17 protein-coding genes are annotated in these 16,975 nt (G+C 73.5%); 5 read left to right on the forward strand and 12 right to left on the reverse strand.

Annotation, left to right across the window (positions count from 1 at the left end; translation table 11 throughout):
- The 3 genes from ACZ7OH_RS47740 to ACZ7OH_RS47750 are packed head-to-tail and all read left to right on the forward strand — an operon-like array spanning position 1 to position 2,689.
- On the forward strand, positions 1-1,188 hold the full coding sequence (locus ACZ7OH_RS47740; protein WP_470287011.1) for an acetyl-CoA acetyltransferase: 1,188 nt from the start codon (positions 1-3) through the stop codon (positions 1,186-1,188).
- A complete protein-coding gene (locus ACZ7OH_RS47745) occupies positions 1,185-2,168 on the forward strand; it encodes an LLM class F420-dependent oxidoreductase (RefSeq protein WP_470287012.1) in 984 nt (327 codons plus the stop codon). The genes ACZ7OH_RS47740 and ACZ7OH_RS47745 overlap by 4 nt, the downstream gene beginning before the upstream one ends.
- 2 nt (positions 2,169-2,170) lie before the next feature.
- Positions 2,171-2,689, forward strand: coding sequence for a pyridoxamine 5'-phosphate oxidase family protein (locus tag ACZ7OH_RS47750; protein WP_400907941.1), 519 nt, complete (start codon positions 2,171-2,173; stop codon positions 2,687-2,689).
- Here ACZ7OH_RS47750 and ACZ7OH_RS47755 read toward each other — a convergent pair.
- Positions 2,679-3,518, reverse strand: coding sequence for an SGNH/GDSL hydrolase family protein (locus tag ACZ7OH_RS47755; RefSeq protein ID WP_470287051.1), 840 nt, complete (start codon positions 3,516-3,518; stop codon positions 2,679-2,681). The genes ACZ7OH_RS47750 and ACZ7OH_RS47755 overlap by 11 nt on opposite strands.
- Positions 3,519-3,629: 111 nt before the next feature.
- On the opposite strand from ACZ7OH_RS47755, the gene ACZ7OH_RS47760 reads away from it, so the two are divergent.
- Positions 3,630-4,871, forward strand: coding sequence for a PucR family transcriptional regulator (locus ACZ7OH_RS47760; protein WP_470287013.1), 1,242 nt, complete (start codon positions 3,630-3,632; stop codon positions 4,869-4,871).
- A 269-nt stretch (positions 4,872-5,140) separates the two neighbouring features.
- Here the strand turns inward: ACZ7OH_RS47760 and ACZ7OH_RS47765 are convergent, their stop codons facing one another.
- Together ACZ7OH_RS47765 and ACZ7OH_RS47770 are read right to left on the reverse strand one after the other, a co-directional pair.
- Positions 5,141-5,575, reverse strand: coding sequence for a hypothetical protein (locus ACZ7OH_RS47765; RefSeq protein ID WP_470287014.1), 435 nt, complete (start codon positions 5,573-5,575; stop codon positions 5,141-5,143).
- Between the two features lie 34 nt (positions 5,576-5,609).
- Positions 5,610-6,476, reverse strand: a complete 867-nt coding sequence (locus ACZ7OH_RS47770; protein ID WP_470287015.1) for an alpha/beta fold hydrolase — start codon at positions 6,474-6,476, stop codon at positions 5,610-5,612.
- A 67-nt stretch (positions 6,477-6,543) separates the two neighbouring features.
- Between ACZ7OH_RS47770 and ACZ7OH_RS47775 the strand changes: the two genes are divergently transcribed.
- Complete coding sequence (locus tag ACZ7OH_RS47775; protein ID WP_470287016.1) at positions 6,544-7,278, forward strand: TetR/AcrR family transcriptional regulator; 735 nt, start codon at positions 6,544-6,546, stop codon at positions 7,276-7,278.
- A 97-nt stretch (positions 7,279-7,375) separates the two neighbouring features.
- On the opposite strand, the gene ACZ7OH_RS47780 is transcribed toward ACZ7OH_RS47775, so the two are convergent.
- The 9 genes from ACZ7OH_RS47780 to ACZ7OH_RS47820 form a co-directional block, all read right to left on the reverse strand.
- Positions 7,376-8,020 carry a TetR/AcrR family transcriptional regulator gene (locus ACZ7OH_RS47780; protein ID WP_470287017.1) on the reverse strand — a complete coding sequence of 215 codons (645 nt, stop codon included), beginning with the start codon at positions 8,018-8,020 and terminating at the stop codon, positions 7,376-7,378.
- Between the two features lie 80 nt (positions 8,021-8,100).
- Positions 8,101-9,792: a flavin monoamine oxidase family protein gene (locus ACZ7OH_RS47785; RefSeq protein ID WP_470287018.1), complete on the reverse strand. Its 1,692-nt coding sequence runs from the start codon at positions 9,790-9,792 to the stop codon at positions 8,101-8,103.
- On the reverse strand, positions 9,789-10,544 hold the full coding sequence (locus ACZ7OH_RS47790; RefSeq protein WP_470287019.1) for a carbon-nitrogen hydrolase family protein: 756 nt from the start codon (positions 10,542-10,544) through the stop codon (positions 9,789-9,791). Before ACZ7OH_RS47790 ends, ACZ7OH_RS47785 begins: the two co-directional genes overlap by 4 nt.
- On the reverse strand, positions 10,541-11,932 hold the full coding sequence (locus ACZ7OH_RS47795; RefSeq protein ID WP_470287020.1) for an amino acid permease: 1,392 nt from the start codon (positions 11,930-11,932) through the stop codon (positions 10,541-10,543). Before ACZ7OH_RS47795 ends, ACZ7OH_RS47790 begins: the two co-directional genes overlap by 4 nt.
- 95 nt (positions 11,933-12,027) lie before the next feature.
- Positions 12,028-13,326 carry a sensor histidine kinase gene (locus tag ACZ7OH_RS47800; protein WP_470287021.1) on the reverse strand — a complete coding sequence of 433 codons (1,299 nt, stop codon included), beginning with the start codon at positions 13,324-13,326 and terminating at the stop codon, positions 12,028-12,030.
- Positions 13,327-13,328: 2 nt separating this feature from the next.
- Positions 13,329-14,039, reverse strand: coding sequence for a response regulator transcription factor (locus ACZ7OH_RS47805; protein ID WP_400907916.1), 711 nt, complete (start codon positions 14,037-14,039; stop codon positions 13,329-13,331).
- Between the two features lie 46 nt (positions 14,040-14,085).
- Positions 14,086-14,748 (reverse strand): IclR family transcriptional regulator, encoded by a 663-nt coding sequence (locus tag ACZ7OH_RS47810; RefSeq protein ID WP_470287022.1) that lies wholly within the window; start codon positions 14,746-14,748, stop codon positions 14,086-14,088.
- Positions 14,749-14,991: 243 nt separating this feature from the next.
- Entirely contained in the window at positions 14,992-15,804 is an 813-nt protein-coding gene (locus tag ACZ7OH_RS47815) for a sugar phosphate isomerase/epimerase family protein (protein ID WP_470287023.1), read from the reverse strand.
- Complete coding sequence (locus ACZ7OH_RS47820) at positions 15,804-16,937, reverse strand: DUF993 family protein (protein WP_470287024.1); 1,134 nt, start codon at positions 16,935-16,937, stop codon at positions 15,804-15,806. Before ACZ7OH_RS47820 ends, ACZ7OH_RS47815 begins: the two co-directional genes overlap by 1 nt.
- Positions 16,938-16,975: the final 38 nt, after the last annotated feature.

Genomic DNA, 16,975 nt, shown 5'->3' on the forward strand with positions numbered 1-16,975 from the left:
ATGACGGTGTTCGTGCTGGGCGGGGCGCAGACCGACTTCGCGCGCAACTACGCGAAGGAGGGGCGCGGGATCCTCGAGCTGTTCGCCGAGGTCGTGCCCGCCGCCCTCGCGGACGCCGGAGTCAGCGCCGAGGACGTCGGAGTCGCGCACGTCGGGAACCTCGCCGCGGAACTGTTCACCGGCCAGGCCCAGCTCGGCGGGCTGCTGGTGGCCGCCGTGCCCGAGCTGGACGGCGTCCCGTCGACCCGGCACGAAGCCGCGTGCGCGTCCGGCAGCACCGCCGTCCTCGCCGCGTGCGCCGACATCGAGGCGGGCCGCTACGACCTGGCGCTGGTCGTCGGCGTCGAACTGATGCGCAACGTCGACGGGCAGCGCGCGGCCGAGCACCTCGGGTCCGCCGCGTGGGCCGGCCACGAGGCCGTCGGCGCGAAGTTCCCGTGGCCCGCGCTCTTCGCCGACGTCGCTTCCGCGTACGACGAGCGGTACGGCCTCGATCCCGAGCACCTCGGGCAGTTCGCCGCGCACGCTTTCGACCGCGCGGCCCGGAACCCGCTCGCCCAGGCCCGTGACTGGCGCTTCCCGGACGGCGCCTTCGGAACCGACGACGAGCTGAACCCGCTGATCGAAGGGCGCCTGCGCAAGCAGGACTGCGGCCGGATCACCGACGGCGCCGCCGCGGTCCTGCTGGCTTCGCCGGCGTTCGCCGAACGCCTCGGCGGCGGCTTCCCGCGCATCGCGGGCTTCGGGCACCGCACCTCCCACATCGGCCTGGCCGAGAAGCTGGCCGCGGACGGCGAGTACCTGTTCCCGCACCTGCGCGGCGCGGTCGTCGACGCCTACGACCGCGCCGGTGTGCCCGGGCCGGACGCGCTCGACGTCGTCGAGCTGCACGACTGCTTCACGATCACCGGGCTCGTCGCGCTGGAGCACCTCGGCGCCGCGCCGCCTGGCGGCGGGGGCGAGTTCATCGCCGGCGGCGGGCTCGACGCGGCCGGCGTCAACCCCGGCGGCGGCCTGCTCGGGCTCGGCCACCCGGTCGGCGCGACCGGCGTCCGGATGCTGCGCGACGCCGCCCGGCAGGTGACCGGGACGGCTGGAGAAACGCAGGTCGAGGGCGCGCGGACGGCGTTGACGCTCAACGTCGGCGGCTCGTTCACCACGGTCGTCACAATGGTGGTCACCGCATGAGGCTTTCGGTGTCGCTGGGGCTCTGGCAGGACCGCCCGCCGGAGGAGGCCCTCGAAACCGCGCGGGCCGCGGAGGCCGCCGGGTACCCGGAACTGTGGATCGGCGAGATGGCGACCTGGGACGCGTTCGCCCTGGGGACCGCGATCGGCGCGGCGACGTCCAGGATTTCGCTGACGTTCGGGCCGCTGGCGGTGACCGTGCGGGACCCGGCGACGATCGCGATGGGCGTCGCGTCGGTCGCGGCCCTGACCGGCCGGACCACCGGCGTCGCGCTGGGCACGTCCAGCGACGTCGTGGTGCGCGGGTGGCACGGCCGGTCCCGGGCTCGTGCCGCGACGGCGCTGGAGGAGTCGGCGATCGCCGTGCGGCAGCTGCTGGCCGGCGAGAAGTCCACTGTGGACGGTTCGGTGGTCGGCTCGCGGGGGTACCGGCTGCGGCTGGCGGCGCCGAAGTCGCCGCTGACGATCGCCGCGTTCGGCCCGCGGGCCCTCGGCGTCGCCGCGCGGCACGCCGACCGGATGGTGGTCAACCTGGTCAGTCCGGCCGCCGCGGCTTCGTTGGTGCGGGGACTGCGGGACGCGGCCGCGCGGGCGGAGGTCGCGCCTCCGCCGGTCGCCGCGTGGGTGGTCGGCGCGGTGGACCCGGGCCCCGCGGAGATCGAGCAGCTGCGGCGCGGGGTGGTCGGGTACCTGGCGGCGCCGGGGTACGGCGAGATGTTCCGCGCGGCGGGCTTCGGCGAGCTGGTGGACTTCGCGCGCACCCGCCCGCACCCGCGCGAGCTGCTGGCGGCCGTGCCGGTGGAAGCCATCGCCGCGGTCGGTCTCGTCGGGTCCCGCGAAGACATCGCAGCGAAGGCGCGGGAGTACGCGGAAGCCGGGGTCGACGAGCTGGCGATCGTGCCCGCGACCGGCGACGACGATCCCGGTGGCGCGAAAACCCTCGCCGCGTGTCGATCCGCGGCCGGCTCGTTCGACGCGTAGGCATGACTGAGCCGACGAAGACCAAGAACCTCGACCAGAACGGGCGCCCGGAGCTGCCGTGGAGCCGGGCGCGCGACCTCCTCGCGACCCAGACCCCGCACGAAAACCTGACGTTCTTCGTCGGGACCGTCCGCCCCGACGGGCGGCCGCACGCCGCCGGCGTCGGCGCGATCTGGGTCGACGACGCCCTCTACTTCGTCAGCGGGGACGGCACGCGCCGGGCCCGCAACCTGGCGGCGAACCCCGCGTGCAGCGTCTCGGTGCGCTTGAAGGGGCTCGACCTCACCCTGGAGGGCGAGGCCGAGCGGATTTCCGATCCCGCCACCCTCGAGCGGGTGGCGGCTGTCTACCGCGAGGGCGGCTGGCCCGCGACGGTGTACGAAGGCGGCTTCAACGCGCCGTTCATGGCGCCGAGCGCGGGACCCGCGCCGTGGTTCCTGTACCGGCTGGCGCCGAGCCGGGCGATCGGCGTCGCGGGCGCCGAGCCCCACGGCGCGTCCCGCTGGGACTTCACCCGCTGACCGCCGCGGCCACGACCGCGCCGATGTGCCGCATGCCGGTGGCGTTGGGGTGCAGCGGGGCCGCGACCGCCGTCGGGATCACGCTCTCGAACCACTTGACGCCGGGCAGCTTGCACACGTCGTGCCCGATCGACGCCGTCCGGACGTCGACGTACCGCGCGTTGTGCGCGGCCGCCTGCCGGGCCAGGGCTGCGTTCGTCTTATCGATGCTGCCCTGGATGTAGTTGGCGTCGCGCGGGGTCAGCGGCGCGACCGGCCAGCACCCGTTGTGCGGCAGGTAGGTGCCGTACCCGGCGACGAAGACGCCGGCGTTCGGCGCCTTCGCGTGGATCGCGTCCAGCAGCGCGCCCCACGTCGGCTCGAACGCGGCGATCTTCTCGGCCAGCTGGTCGTGGCCGCCGGCGGTGTAGCGGTCGACGCAGTCCGGGTTGATGCCCGGCAAGAGGTTGATGCAGCTGGTGGCGGCACCGACCAGGCCGACGTCGTTGCCGCCGATGGTCACCGTGACGGTCTTCGTGCTCGCGCTCAGCGCGTCCAGCTGCGGCGGGACCGCGCCGGTTTCCGTCGACTGCGGTGCGTACATGTCCGCGGTCGTCGCGCCGGAGCACGTGACGTCCTTCAGCGGGACGCCCAGCCGCTGCGCGGCGACGTGCGGGTAGTTCGCGAGCGACCGCAGGCAGCCCGGGGACGAGAGGTCCGGGGGCAGGATCAGCGGACCGGCCGCCGCCGAGTCCCCCAGGGCGACGTACCCGCCGGTGGCCGCGGCCGCCGTCCCCGCGGTCGTCGCCAGCGCCGCGACCAGGATCGTGATGAACGCCGTTGTCCTCACTCGCACGCCGTCCTCCTTGACGTAGTGCTGATGGTTGGCTTCCGTGACACCATCGGCACCGAGGGTGGCCGGATTGACTGGGAATCCGGGCAGAGAACGAGGGGATCGGTTGTGACGGAGCACAAAGCCGGCGGCGACCTGATCCTCGGCGGCCAGCGCGTCCACGAGCGGCTGACCCGCGATGAGCCGGAGCTGATCGCGCGGGTGCTGACGCGCATCCAGGAGCAGGTCGCCGACTACCGGCGGCTGCCGGTCGAGGAGCTGGCCGGCGACATCGCGCGGATCACCCGGCAGGCGGTGCGCGCGTTCGCCCGGAGCCTGCGCGAGGACCGGCAGCTCAACGACGCCGAGCTGCGGCAGATCGGCGCGTCCGCGGTGCGCCGGGCGGAAGAGGGCTTTCCGCTGGAGGCCGTGCTGACCGCGTACCACGTCGGCGCGCGGGAGATCTTCGCCGTCGGGTCGGCGGACGCGGGCCGCGCGGACGTCGCCGACCTGCTCGACGTCGCCGACCGGGTGCTCGCGTTCGTCGGCACCATCACCGGCGCCGTCACGCGGGGCTACCTGGAGGAGCTGCGCACGAAGGTCGGGCAGGAGCACACCGCGCGCCGGACGCTGCTTTCGGTGCTGGCCGAGGGCGGCCCGGTCGACGGCGTCGCCCGCAGCGCCGGTCTCACGCTGCCCGCGCGGTACCTGGTGCTGAGCGTCGAGCTGGGGCCGCACGCGGACGAGGCGTCGCCGGGCGTCGACGCCGGGATCGCGGTCCGCCGGAAGCTGCGGCGGTTCCTGGCCGCGTTCGAACAGTCCTGCGGCGAGGGCGTCCTGGCTTCGCTGGACGGGCCGGGCGGGCTGGTGCTGCTGCCGCTGGCCGGCCGGCTCGCCGACGTGGCGGAGTGGCGTTCCCTGCTGGACACCGCCGGGCGCGCGGCGGGCGTCGACGTGCTGGCCGCGGCCGAGACGGCGGCGCCGTCCGAGGTCCGCGACGTGGCCGGGCGGACGGGGGAGGTCCTGGAGGTGCTGCGCTGGTTCGGGCGCCCGCCGGGGCTGTACCGGCTGGACGACGTCCTGGTGGAGTACCAGCTGACCCGCCCGGGCGCGGCCCGCGACCGGCTCGCGGCGGTGCTCGCGCCGCTGGACGCGCACCCGGAGCTGCTCGAGACGCTCGCGGCCTACCTGGAGCTGGACACGAACCGCCGCCGCACGGCGACCCGCCTGCACGTCCACCCCAACACGGTCGACTACCGGTTGCGGAGGGTGCGGGAGCTGACCGGCATCGATCCGCTGCACCCGGCGGGTCTGCCGCGGATCATCGCGGCACTGGCGGCCCGGCGCGCTTCGGAGCCGCGGCGCGGGTGACCGGGGTGGGGCGCTTGGGGTGGGGGCGGGCTCGCGCAGGTCATCGCGGTGTTCCGGCGGGAGCGGACGTGCCGCTTGCCGGCCCGCCGAGTCACTCGCGCGAGTGGTCGGCGTGCACCGGCCTCGGCGAGCCTCGCGATCGCGGTGAGGAATCCCTTCCGTTCGCCGGGCTGACCGTTTGCGGTGAGCCTCGCGATCGCGGTGAGGAAACCCTTCAGTTCACCGGCTCACCGTTCGCGGCAAGCCTCCCGATCCCGCCCAGGCACCCCTCAGTTCACCGGGCTGACCGTTCGCGGCGCGTCGACCGCGGCAGCGCGGCGAGGAGCCGGGATCCGGACCCGGGCCGGGCGCCGCGCGGTGTGCGCGGCCACCCCGGCCACCACAGCCGCCGCGAGGACACCCGCCGCCAGCGCCGAAGCCGCGTCGAACCGCAGCTCCCCGGCCCGGCCGAGGACGAACCCCGAGTCCAGTGCCCACGCCACCACCGCGACCCCGATCGCGGCGGTGACCGAGCTCCAGAAGCCGGTCAGGAGCACCACCAGCCCGAGCGTGACCAGCGCGTACCACGGATTCCGCGTCGCCCCGGCGACGTCCGCCAGCACCACCGCGACCACCGCCGCCACACAGCCGAACGGGAACCCGAAGCCACCACTCATGCCGTCCAGCAAAGCCCCGGCCCGGCCGGCGAGCATGATCCAGGACACATTCCCTACGCCCGGACCCCCGGATCTTGACGCGCTATTGACCCGTCACGCGCCCGATCGCCTCGACCAGCACCGGCCACACCGCGGGCGGCAGGTTGTGCCCCATCCCCGGGACCACCAGCAGCTCCGCATCCGGGATCGCCTCCGCCGTCGCCTTGCCGCCGCTCACGTCGATCAGCGGGTCGGCGTCGCCGTGGATCACCAGGGCCGGCAGCCGGACGTCGCGCAGCCGGGAGGTGCGGTCGCCGGAGGCCACCACCGCCGCCGCGTGGCGCAGCGTGCCCACCGGGTGGCGGGCGCGGTCGTAGTGCAGCGTCGCCTTGGCCAGCAGGAACGCCTCGTCGTCCGGGTAGCCGGGGGAGCCGAGCTTCCGGTAGCCCTCGACGCTGTCGGCGAGCGCCTGCTCGCGCGTCGACGCCGGCGGGCGCGCCAGCAGCCCCAGCGCCCACGGCTCGGCCTGCCCGACCGCGGGGTCGCCGGTCGTCGACATGATCGACGTGACCGACAACAGCCGGTCCGGGTGGTCGATGGCCAGCTGCTGCACGATCATCCCGCCCATCGACGCGCCGACGACGTGCGCGCGGGCGATGCCGAGGGCGTCGAACAGCCCGACGGCGTCGTCGGCCAGGTCCGAGAGCAGGTACGGCGCCGTCGCCAGGTCGCCGGCGGCCAGCGCGGCCAGGTCCGGCGCGGGCAGGTGGTCGAGCCACGTCGAGAGCCCGACGTCCCGGTTGTCGTAGCGGACCACGAAGAACCCGCGCCCGGCGAGCAGCTCGCAGAAGCCGTCCTCCCAGGTGATCATCTGGGCGCCGAGGCCCATCACCAGCACCAGCGGCGGATTGTCCGGATCGCCGAAGGTGTCGTATTCGAGCTCGAGACCGTTGGCCTGTGCGCGTGCCATACCCCGATCCTGCCGTACCCCCGCGGCGCTGGCACGGGTCCCACTCGTGCGGTTACCGTTACCCCCCATGCCGACCTCATCCTCGGGCACGGGCCAGCGTCCGCGGTCGCGCGCCGCGGCGGGACTGCCGGCGCTCACGGCCGACCGGATCATCGACGCCGCGACGACCCTGACCGCCGAACGCGGCCTCGACAACTGGACGCTGCGGGAGCTCGCGCGCGCCGTCGAGGCCTACCCGGCGGTGATTTACCACCACGTCGGTGATCGGGACGCGGTGGTCAACGCCGTCGTCGACCGGGTGGTCGGCCTGCTGGAGCTGCCCGGCGGGGACCTGCCGTGGCAGGACTGGTTCACCGAACTGCTGGCCTCGCTGCGCGCAGTGCTGCGCACGTACCCCGGCTGCGCGCGGCGGCTCGCGTTGTTCGGCCCGTCCGTCCAAGCGGCCACGCGCAGCATCGACGCCGGCGTCGGCGTGCTGCTGCAGGCGGGCTTCGGCCGCGAAAGCGTGCTGGCGTACAACCTGCTGCTGATGACGGCGTGCCAGTTCGTCGCGATGGAGGACGACCGCGACGGCGCGCTCGCGCTGCGGATCGACAACACCGAGGAGTACGCCACCTACCGCGAACGGGCCGACCTGCCGGGCATGGCCGAGCTCGGCGCGGCGATGCACGACCTGATGGGCGACCCCGACCTCGCGGCGGGCTACTACGCACAGCTGTACGACTACGCGGTCGGCCGGTGCCTCGACGGGCTGGCCTGCCGACTCGGCGAACTGGGCGGATCGGGGTTGACAGCGACTTGACAGCGGCCCGGCGTACCGTGGACGTGCGTCGGCGGTTCGCCCGCTGACCCGGAGCCCCTGGCGCCCTCCTCCCCCTCGTGGCGCCGGGGGCTTCGGTCTACTCCGGACCGTTCGGGTGCGCCGGTTCCGCCTGGATCGCCGGGAAGATCTCGCCGACGAGCGTGACGAGCGACTTGGACAGCAGCAGGTGCACCTGGGCGCGGGTCAGGGATCCGCGCACGAGCCATTCCCGGCCGGCGGACTTCACCATTCCGCCGAACGCGCGCACGAGCGCGTTGAGCTCGGGGCCGTGCTCGCTCGCGCTGGAAAGCCCGACGGCTTCGAGCACGCGGTCGGCGGATTCCCGGTCGGCTTCTTCGAGGATGCGCTCGACTTCGAGGTCGCGCCCGATGCCTTCCGGGGCGATGGCGGCGAGCCACATCCGCTCCTGGCTGGTGACCATGTCGAGGAACCACTCGATGGCGACGTCGGCGCGCAGCTCGAGCGGCCCGTCGGGCAGGATCTCCACGGCCAGCCGCGGCACGGTTAGCGCGCGGCGGATGATTTCCAGGTACAGCTCGCGTTTCGTGCCGAAGTAGTGGTTGATCAACCCCCGCGCGACCCCGGCCGCCGCGGCGATGTCCGAAGTGGACACTTCGGAGTAGGGGCGGTCACCGAACAGCCGCGCCGCGCAAGCGTAGATCTGTTCCTTCCGTTCGTCCGGTTCCAGTCTTCGCCATCTCGGCGCCGGCTCGGTGTTCATGGTCCCATCGTCGCACGCGAGGTGGGGTGGGGCAGGGCAGTGGGCACGATGTCGGACGCCGATCCCCGATCGGGGCACGCTCAGTCCGGGAGAGTGATCGGAGCGAGGTCCTCGAAGAGGTCCCCGGGCCCCGGGTTCACCGGATCGGTTCCCCCGCCGAAGTGGTGCAGCACGCCCCAAACCGCGTTGAGCGCCGTCTGGACCGCGCCCTCCGCCCAGCCCGCCGTCCACGACACGTCGTCGCCCGCCAGGAACAGCCCCCGGTACCGCGCCGGCAGCGAGTCCTGCATGAAGTGCGTGAACAGCCGGTGCTGGTAGCGGTAGTGCCCCGGCAGGTTCGCCTTGAACGCGCCCATGAAGTGCGGCTCCGCTTCCCACGACACCGTCACCGGGTCGCCGATGATGTGCCGTCGGACGTCCACACCCGAGTAGATCTCGCGCAACGACTGCAACATCACCTCGACGCGCTCACCGACCGGAAGCGGCAGCCACTTCAGCGAGTCGTCGGCCCACGTGTAGGACAGGCAGATCACCGCGGGCGAGTCCGGGTCGGAGCCCAGCAGGTACGTCCCCCGGGGCATGCGGTCGGTGAGCGTCATGCTCATCGTGTCACGGCCGGTCGCCGGATCGGGGTCGAGCCAGAACGGCCGGTCCACCGGCACGAACACCTTCGACGACTCCATGTAGTGCGTGCGCTCGATCGCCGTCCAGTGGTCGATCGGGAACAGGGCCTCGTCGCACTCGATCTTGGACAGCAGCATCCAGCTCTGCGCCGTGAACACCGCCGCCGGGAACGTCCGGATGTGGCCGGCGGAGTCGGTCACCGTGATGTTGTTCGGCGCGGTCCGGTGCAGTCTCGTCACGCCGGGGCGCGGGCCGCCCTCGTGCAAGGACGCCAACGACGTTCCGGCGGGCCAGAAAGCGGTCTCCGCGGGCGCGTGCTCCCACAGCCGCAACGGGAGCTGCCTGCTGCCGCCGACGATGCTGCGGTGCTCGTCGTCGGCGCCGGTGTAGACGACGCGCAGGATTTCCAGGATGGAGTTGGGGAAGTCGGTGTCCCAGCCACCGGTACCGAAGCCGACCTGGCCGAAGATCTCGCGGTGGCGGAAGGAGGCGAACGCGGGGGAGTCGCAGAGGAAGCCGTAGAACGTCTGGTGGTCCAGCCGCGGGACGAGCTCGTTCCACAGCCGCTTGATCGTCTTCGCGTCGCGGTCGCGGATCGCCGTCTGCATCTCGGCGAACGACGCGTGCTCGGCCAGCGTCCGGTCCCACGCCGCGGCGACGTCGCGGAAGACCGCGGGCAGGTCCTCGGGGGTGCGCGCGTAGTGGCTCTGTCCTTTGAGGTCGACGACCGTGCTCGGCGTCCCCGGCGCCAGCGGGTTGGGGAACGGCGTCGTTTCGAGGCCGACCTTGTCGATGTAGTGGAACAGCGCGGTCGACGCGGGCGGGAAGCGCATCGCGCCCATCTCGGCGACGACGTCGTCCGGGCAGCCGGGGAACCGCACGGTGCGCAGCCGGCCGCCGAGTTCGGCGATTTCGTAGACCACCGGCCGCAAGCCCAGTTTCATCAGCTCGTACGCGGTGACGACGCCGGACAGGCCGCCGCCGATCACCGCGACCTCGGTGCCGTGCCGGTGGGCCGGGATCGCACCGAGCCCGGCGGGGTGGGCGAGGTAGTCGTCGTAGGCGAATGGGAAGTCGGGGCCGAACATCGTGATCGGGCGGTCCGCCGGCTGGTCGTGGTGGATCGCGGTCGGCAAAGCGGAGGTCATGCGGTGGTTCCTCGGTACAGTTCGGGCCGCCGGTCGGCCAGGTGGGTGTTCTCCAGCCGCGACGCGGTGAGCGCGTCGCGGGTGACTTCAGCGGTGATCAGCGCGGGACCCGCCCCGGCGCGGGTCAGCACTTCGCCGGTCGGGGCGACGACGCAGGAGCGGCCGCAGTAGGTCAGCTCCTGTTCGACGTCACAACGGTTGGCGTAGGCAACGAACAGCTGGCTCTCGTAGGCCCGCGCCGGCACCAGCGTGTCCGCGACCAGCTCGTAGGGGCTCATGAGCGCGGTCGGCACGACCAGCAGTTCGGTTCCGGCCAGCGCGTGCGCGCGGACCAGTTCGGGGAACTCGACGTCGTAGCAGATCAGCAGCCCGACCCGGACGCCGGCGACGTCGGCCTGCACGACCGGCTCGTCGCCGGCGGTGAACCACGCCTTGTCGAGGTCGCCGAACAGGTGTGTCTTGCGGTAGTTGGCCCGCCGCCGGCCGGACGCGTCGACGAGCTGGACGCTGTTGTGGACGGTCCCGCCGTCGGACTCCGGGTAGCCGTACACCAGCGCGGTGCCGGTTTCCCGCGCCAGGGCGGACATCTTCGCCGCCGTCGGTCCGTCGGCGGGCTCGGCGAGTTCGTGCGTCCGCGCGCCGATGTGGTAGCCGGTGGTGCTCATCTCGGCCGTGACGACGAGGTCGGCGCCGGCCGCGCGGACCGCGTCCGGCAGCGCGTCGACCGGGCCCTGGTGGATCGCGACCCTCATGCCAGCCTCGACCGCCGGATCCCGTACCCGAAGTAGATCAGCAGGCCCAGGGCCATCCAGCCGCCGAAGACGACCCAGGTGGCGCCGTCGAGGCTGAACATCATGTAGCCGCAGCAGAGCACGCCGAGGATCGGCGTCACCGGCGAGAACGGCACGCGGAACGAGCGCGGCCGGTCGGGCTGGCGCCGGCGCAGCAGCAGGACGGCGATGTTGACGAGCAGGAACGCGAACAGCGTCCCGATGCTGGTGGCGTCGGCGAGCTTGCCGAGCGGGATGAACGCGGCCAGGGCGGCGACGAAGGCCGAGACGACCAGCGTGTTGATCCGCGGCGAGCCGGACTTGGCGTCCACTTTGGACAGCGACTTCGGCACCAGGCCGTCGCGGGACATCGCGAACAGGATGCGCGTCTGTCCGTAGAGGACGGTCAGCACGACGCTGGAGATCGCCACGATCGCGCCGACGGCGAGCAGCCCGGCCCAGAAGGGGTCTCCCGACACGACGCTCAGCACGTGCGACAGCGCGGCTTCCTGGCCGTCGAACTGCTGCCACGGCAGGGCGCCGACGGCGGCCACGGCGACCAGGCAGTAGAGCACGGTGACGATGCCGAGCGAGAGCAGGATCGCCCGCGGCAGGTCGCGCTGCGGGTTCTTCGCCTCCTCGCCCGCGGTCGACGCGGCGTCGAACCCGATGTAGGAGAAGAAGAGTTTCGCACCACCGGCGCTCATCCCGGCCAGGCCGAGCGGCAGGAACGGGGTGAAGTTCTTCGCCTGCACGGCGGTGAACGCGATCGCGCAGAACAGCACCAGCGTGCCGATCTTGACCGCGACCATGACGGCGTTGGTCCGCGCGCTCTCCTTGGCGCCGGACAGCAGCAGGAACATCGCCAGCACCACGACGACGATCGCGGGCACGTTGACGATCCCGCCCGACCCCGGCGGCTGGCTCAGCGCGTCCGGGATGGCGAAGCCGAAGGCCAGCCGCAGCAGCTCGTTGAGGTACTGCCCCCACCCGACGGCGACCGAGGCGACCGAGACGCCGTATTCGAGCACCAGGCACCAGCCGCAGACCCAGGCGACCAGTTCGCCGAGCGTCGCGTACGCGTAGGAGTAGGACGAACCGGACAGCGGGATCATGCCGGCGAGCTCGGCGTAGGAGAGCGCGGAGAACAGCGCGGTGATGCCGGCGAGCACGAACGACAGCACCACCGCCGGCCCGGCCACCGGGACGGCTTCGCCGAGCACGACGAAGATCCCGCTGCCCAGCGTCGCGCCGATGCTCAGCGTCGTGAGCTGCCCGAGCCCGAGCGACCGCTTCAACGCGCCATGATCACTTTCGGCGACCAGATCGGCGACCGGTTTCCGCCGCACCGTCGCGGCCCGCAGATTCATGCCGACGACGGTATCTGCCGTTCCTGGCACGCAAAACAGGGGAACATTGCGCGTACAGATGAATCACAAGTGATTCATTGCACAACGCGCACGAATCATGGCGAATCGTTCCGCTGACCGGCCGGGAGCAGCACCGTGAACGTCGGCGGGTCCGGCCGGCTCAGCCGCAGCCGGCCGCCCTCGGCCTCCGCGAGGCTGCGGGCCAGCCGCAGCCCGATGCCGTGACCGGACGGCGCCGTCGCGAACGGGTCGGTTTCGCCGAGGTCGGGGCCTTCGTCCGCGACGTCGATGGCCAGCGCGTCGCCCGCGTCGCGGGCCAGCACCGTCACCGTGCCGCGGCCGTGTGTCGCCGCGTTGTCCAGCAGCACCCCGAGGACCTGGCGGACCGCCGCGGCCGCCACCCGCGCCGTCGGCGGGTCCTCGCGGGTGATCCGCAGCGCGCGTCCCTGCGGGCCGAGCACCGCCTCGCCCGCCTGCCGGATCTCCTCCAGGAGGGCGTCGAGGTCGAGCTCGGCCTGCGGCGCCCGGCGCTCCCGGCCCAGCGCCAGGAGATCCTCGATGGTGCGTTCCAGCCGGTCGGCGGACGCGATCCCGGCGCGGATCGCCGCGTACGGGTCCGCGGCCGGCGTCTCCAACGCGGCTTCGAGCTGCAGGCGCAGCCCGGTCAGCGGGTTCCGCAGCTGGTGGGACGCCTCCGCGGAGAACGCGCGCTCGCGCTCGAGGGTCTCGCCGATGCGCACCGCGGTGGCGTCCAGCGACTCGCCGACCCGGTCGATCTCGGCGATCCCGGCCCGGGGGCCGCGGGCGGTGAAGTCGCCGTCGCCGAGGCGCCCGGCCGCGGCGGCCAGCTCCTCCAGCGGCCGGACCAGCCGGGTCGTGAACCGCCGGGCCAGCAGCCAGCTCACCCCGATCGCCGCGACCGCGAGCCCGGCCATGCCGAGCCAGGTCAGCGCGACCCGCATCCGCAGCTCCGCCATCGGCAGCGCCGCGCGGACCACGCCGGTCACCCGGGTGCCGCTGATCACCGGCACCGCCAGCACCACTTCGTCGTCTTCACGGCCGAGGACGACGTCCACGGTCGCACTCGCCGCCTGCCGCTCGACCGAGCCGCCGACGGCGGGGCCGTTCCCGGCGATCAGCCGGGCGTCCGGGCCGTAGATCCCGACCACGCCGCCGACCTCGTCGTCCGCCCGGTCGCGCGGCGGCAGGATCGGTGTCCGGCCGGCGGTCAGGTCGCCCGACACGGCGAGCGCGACGGTGTCCGCGGCCCGCTCCAGGTCCCCCTTGGTGTCGTCGCGGTAGTACTGCATCACCGCGATGCCCAGCGGCAGCGCGAACAGCACGATCGCGACCAGCGCGGCCAGCATGGTCAGGGAGATGATCCGGCGGCGCACGGCTACCCTTCGGCGACGGTCCGGGCCGGGTCTTCCAGCCGGTACCCGTGGCCCCGCAAGGTGGCGATCCGGGGCACCTCGACCCCGGGTCCGGCCGCCGACGCGAGCTTGCGGCGCACCGCCGCGATGTGCACGTCCAGGGTCTTCGTGGAGCCGTACCAGTGCGCGTCCCAGACCTCGGACATCAGCGTCTCGCGGCTGACGGCGACGCCGGGCTGCTCGGCCAGCCGCGCCAGCAGGTCGAACTCCTTCGCCCGCAGCACGACCTCCTGGCCGCCCACGGTGGCGCGGCGGCCCGCGATGTCGACGGTGAGGCCGCCGACGGTCACCGGTGGCCGGGCGCCGGCCGGCGCGCCGCGGCGCAGGTGCGCGCGCACCCGGGCCAGCAGCTCGCCCAGCCGGATCGGCTTGGTGAGGTAGTCGTCGGCACCGGCGTCGAGGCCGACGACGACGTCCATCTCCTCCTGCCGGGCGGTGAGGATGACCAGCACGGTGGCCGGCAACGCGGTCCGCAGGCGGCGGCAGACCTCGACGCCGTCGAGGTCGGGCAGGCCGAGGTCGAGCAGCACCAGGTCGAATTCGCCGGCCTCGGCGGCCTGCAGGGCCGTGCGGCCGTCGCGGCGCCAGCACACCTGGTAACCGTGCAGTCGCAGAGTCGATTCGAGCACGCTGCCGATCGCCGCGTCGTCTTCCACCACCAGCAGGTTCGGCATGCGGGGAGCCTAACCAACGACCCACCGGATCCCCGATGACTGTGGCCTATTCCGCCCGCGTCCCGAGGCCGATCTGCGATATCCGCAGTGCGGCACCGGCGACGGCTTCGGTAAACGCAGCGACTTCGGCGGGTCCGAACCGGCTGCTCGGTCCCGTGATCGCGAGCGCCGCCAAGACGCGCCCGTCGCCGTCGTGCACGGGCGCGGCGACGCTGGACGCGCCGGCTTCCGGCTCGCCGTGGCTGACCGCGGCTCCTGCGGCACCGTCGAGCACCCGCCCGGCGGCCCCGAACCCGAGCGGCAGCTCGTCGCCGACGCGCCCGACGTGCCGGATGGCCAGCGGGCCTTCCTGCTGGGCCACGCAGACCAGCACGCCGGTGCTGCGGACGTAGAGGCCGGCCGTCTCGCGGCACTCCCGCGCCAGCTCGCGCAGCACCTGGCGGACGGGCTCGGGCAGCTGCCACGCGGTGTTCGCCAGCTGCGCCCACCGGAGCATCCCGGGCCCGACGGTGATCCGCCCGTCCGGCCGGGTCCAGAGCAGGCCGCGCTGCTCACAGGTGGCGACCAGCCGCAGCACGGTGGTCTTCGCCAGGCCGCTGGCGGCGGTGAGGTCCTTGACCGCCCAGATCCGGCGGTGTTCGGTGAAGAGGGCGAGCAGGTCGAACGCGCGGAGCACGCTGCGGACAGACCCGTCGTCGTCTGGTTTCATCGAGCGACCCCGTCCGCCTGGTGGTTCCAGCGTACCGCCAGGCGGACCGGGTCAGGCCACGTGTCGCTCGAACGCCGCAACGGTCTCGGCGAGCACCTCCGCGCCCGGCCGGGCCCACAGGTCGGCGTTGAAGACCTCCACCTCGATCGGGCCGGTGTATCCCGCGGTCGCGACCGCCGCGCGAGGTGGCGGTGGGCGATCGGCCGGCAGCCCTTGGCGTCCTGTCGGAGGGTGCTGACGTGGTCAGGCCACGTGTCGCTCGAACGCCGCAACGGTCTCGGCGAGCACCTCCGCGCCCGGCCGGGCCCACAAGTCCGCGTTGAAGACCTCGACCTCGATCGGGCCCGCATACCCCGCCGCCTCGACCGCCGCGCGCAGGTGGCGGTGGTCGATGGGGCCGTCGCCCGGCAGTGCTCGCCCCAGCAGCGGGTCCGGCAGCGGCACCAGCACGTCGCACACGTGGAACCCGGCGATCCGGCCGGCGGCCGCCGCGATCGACGACTCGATCCGCGGGTCCCACCAGACGTGGAACTCGTCGACGATCACCCCCACCTGCCCGGCCGGGTGCTCGGCCGCGATCGCCAGCGCCTGGTCCACAGTGGACAGCACGGACCGGTCCGCGCACTGCATCGGGTGCAGCGGTTCCAAGCCGAGCCGGACACCGCGTTCACCCGCGTACGGCGCCAGCTCGCCCACGGCGTCCGCGACCCGTTGCCGGGACGCGGCGAGGTCGTTGCCCGCAATCCCGCCGACGACGAGCACGAGCACCCCGGCGCCCAGCGCGGCCGCCTCGTCGATCGCCTCGCGCGTCTGCGCCACACCGTCCACAGGGGACCCTTCCGGCGTCACGCCGGTGAAGAACCCGCCGCGGCACAACGACGAAACCCGCACCCCATGCTCCGCCAGCAGCCGCGCGGCCGCGTCGACGCCGGTTTCCGCGACCTTGTCCCGCCACAGCCCGATCCAGCCGACGCCGGCCGCGGCGCAGCCCGCCACCGCCTCCGGTAGCGACCAGGCCTTCGTGGTGATCTGGTTGAGGCTGAACCGCGGGTCCATCACGCCACCCCCGCCACCCGCAGCAACGGCCGCATCCGCGCGACGGCCAGGTCGGGGTCGGCGAGCACACCCGCCTCGTCGGCCAGCCGCAGCAGCGTGGCCAGGTGCGTGATCGTGCGCGCCGACTCGCTCCCGGCGAGCATCCGGAAGTGTTCTTGATGACCGTTCAACCAGGCGAGGAAGACGACGCCGGTTTTGTAGTGCCGGGTCGGGGCGCGGAAGATCTCGCGCGCCAGCGGCACGGTCGGGTCGAGCAGGGCCGCGAACCCGGCGCGGTCGCCGTCGTCCAGACGGGCCAGCGCGGCCGCGGCCACCGGGGCGATCGGGTCGAAGATGCCGAGCAGGGCCTCGCTGTGGCCCTGCTCGTCACCCGCGATGAGCCGCGGGTAGTGGAAGTCGTCGCCGGTGTAGCAGGCGACGCCGGCGGGCAGCGCGCGCCGGAACTCGGTCTCGACCTCGGCGTCCAGCACCGAGACCTTCACCCCGGCGATCGTTCCCGCGTGCTCGGCGCAGAGCGCGGCGAGCTCCCGGGCGGCCGCGCGAACGTCGTGGTGGCCCCAGTAGCCGGCCAGCGCCGGGTCGAACTGCTCGCCCAGCCAGTGCAGGAGGACCGGCCCGCTCGCCTCGGACAGCAGCTTCCCGTAGGCCGCGTGGTAGTCGTCGGGGCCCTTGGCCGCCGCGGCGAGCGCCCGGCTCGCCATGACGACCGGGACCGCGCCCGCGCCGCCGACCAGGTCCAGCTGCGCGCGCCAGGCGTCCACAATGGACGCCGGGGTGGCCGGCCCCGCGGGCAGCTGGTCGGTGCCGACGCCGGCGCACCACCGGCGGCCCCCGGCGAGCGCGCCGGTGCGCGTCACGAGCTCTTGGGTGGCCGCCCAGTCGAGACCCATGCCGCGCTGCGCGGTGTCCATCGCCTCCGCGACGCCGAGCCCGCACGCCCAGACGTGCTCGCGGAAGGCCAGCGTGGTGTCCCAGTCGATCGCGCCGGGTTCGTCGGCGAGCGCGTCCGCGACGACGTGCACGGCGGCGTAGGCGATCCGCGACGACGGCGGGGTGCCCGGCGGCGCGGGCCGCGGCGGGCCGGCCGGCGACCAGTTCACGAGCCCGCCGCCGGGAACCGGGAGCACGAGCATCGGATGACCTCCGCGAGAGTCAGAAAGCGCTTTCTCGA

It is taken from the genome of Amycolatopsis sp. NPDC114478 (assembly GCF_055633805.1).

Excerpts from the sequence above, each read along its gene's own strand:
- ACZ7OH_RS47740 (WP_470287011.1), top strand. The coding sequence starts at position 1 with ATGACGGTGTTCGTGCTGGGCGGGGCGCAGACCGACTTCGCGCGCAAC.
- ACZ7OH_RS47745 (WP_470287012.1), top strand. The coding sequence starts at position 1,185 with ATGAGGCTTTCGGTGTCGCTGGGGCTCTGGCAGGACCGCCCGCCGGAG.
- ACZ7OH_RS47750 (WP_400907941.1), top strand. The coding sequence starts at position 2,171 with ATGACTGAGCCGACGAAGACCAAGAACCTCGACCAGAACGGGCGCCCG.
- ACZ7OH_RS47770 (WP_470287015.1), bottom strand. The coding sequence starts at position 6,476 with ATGGCACGCGCACAGGCCAACGGTCTCGAGCTCGAATACGACACCTTC.
- ACZ7OH_RS47775 (WP_470287016.1), top strand. The coding sequence starts at position 6,544 with ATGCCGACCTCATCCTCGGGCACGGGCCAGCGTCCGCGGTCGCGCGCC.
- ACZ7OH_RS47780 (WP_470287017.1), bottom strand. The coding sequence starts at position 8,020 with ATGAACACCGAGCCGGCGCCGAGATGGCGAAGACTGGAACCGGACGAA.
- ACZ7OH_RS47785 (WP_470287018.1), bottom strand. The coding sequence starts at position 9,792 with ATGACCTCCGCTTTGCCGACCGCGATCCACCACGACCAGCCGGCGGAC.
- ACZ7OH_RS47790 (WP_470287019.1), bottom strand. The coding sequence starts at position 10,544 with ATGAGGGTCGCGATCCACCAGGGCCCGGTCGACGCGCTGCCGGACGCG.
- ACZ7OH_RS47795 (WP_470287020.1), bottom strand. The coding sequence starts at position 11,932 with ATGAATCTGCGGGCCGCGACGGTGCGGCGGAAACCGGTCGCCGATCTG.
- ACZ7OH_RS47805 (WP_400907916.1), bottom strand. The coding sequence starts at position 14,039 with ATGCCGAACCTGCTGGTGGTGGAAGACGACGCGGCGATCGGCAGCGTG.
- ACZ7OH_RS47810 (WP_470287022.1), bottom strand. The coding sequence starts at position 14,748 with ATGAAACCAGACGACGACGGGTCTGTCCGCAGCGTGCTCCGCGCGTTC.
- ACZ7OH_RS47815 (WP_470287023.1), bottom strand. The coding sequence starts at position 15,804 with ATGGACCCGCGGTTCAGCCTCAACCAGATCACCACGAAGGCCTGGTCG.
- ACZ7OH_RS47820 (WP_470287024.1), bottom strand. The coding sequence starts at position 16,937 with ATGCTCGTGCTCCCGGTTCCCGGCGGCGGGCTCGTGAACTGGTCGCCG.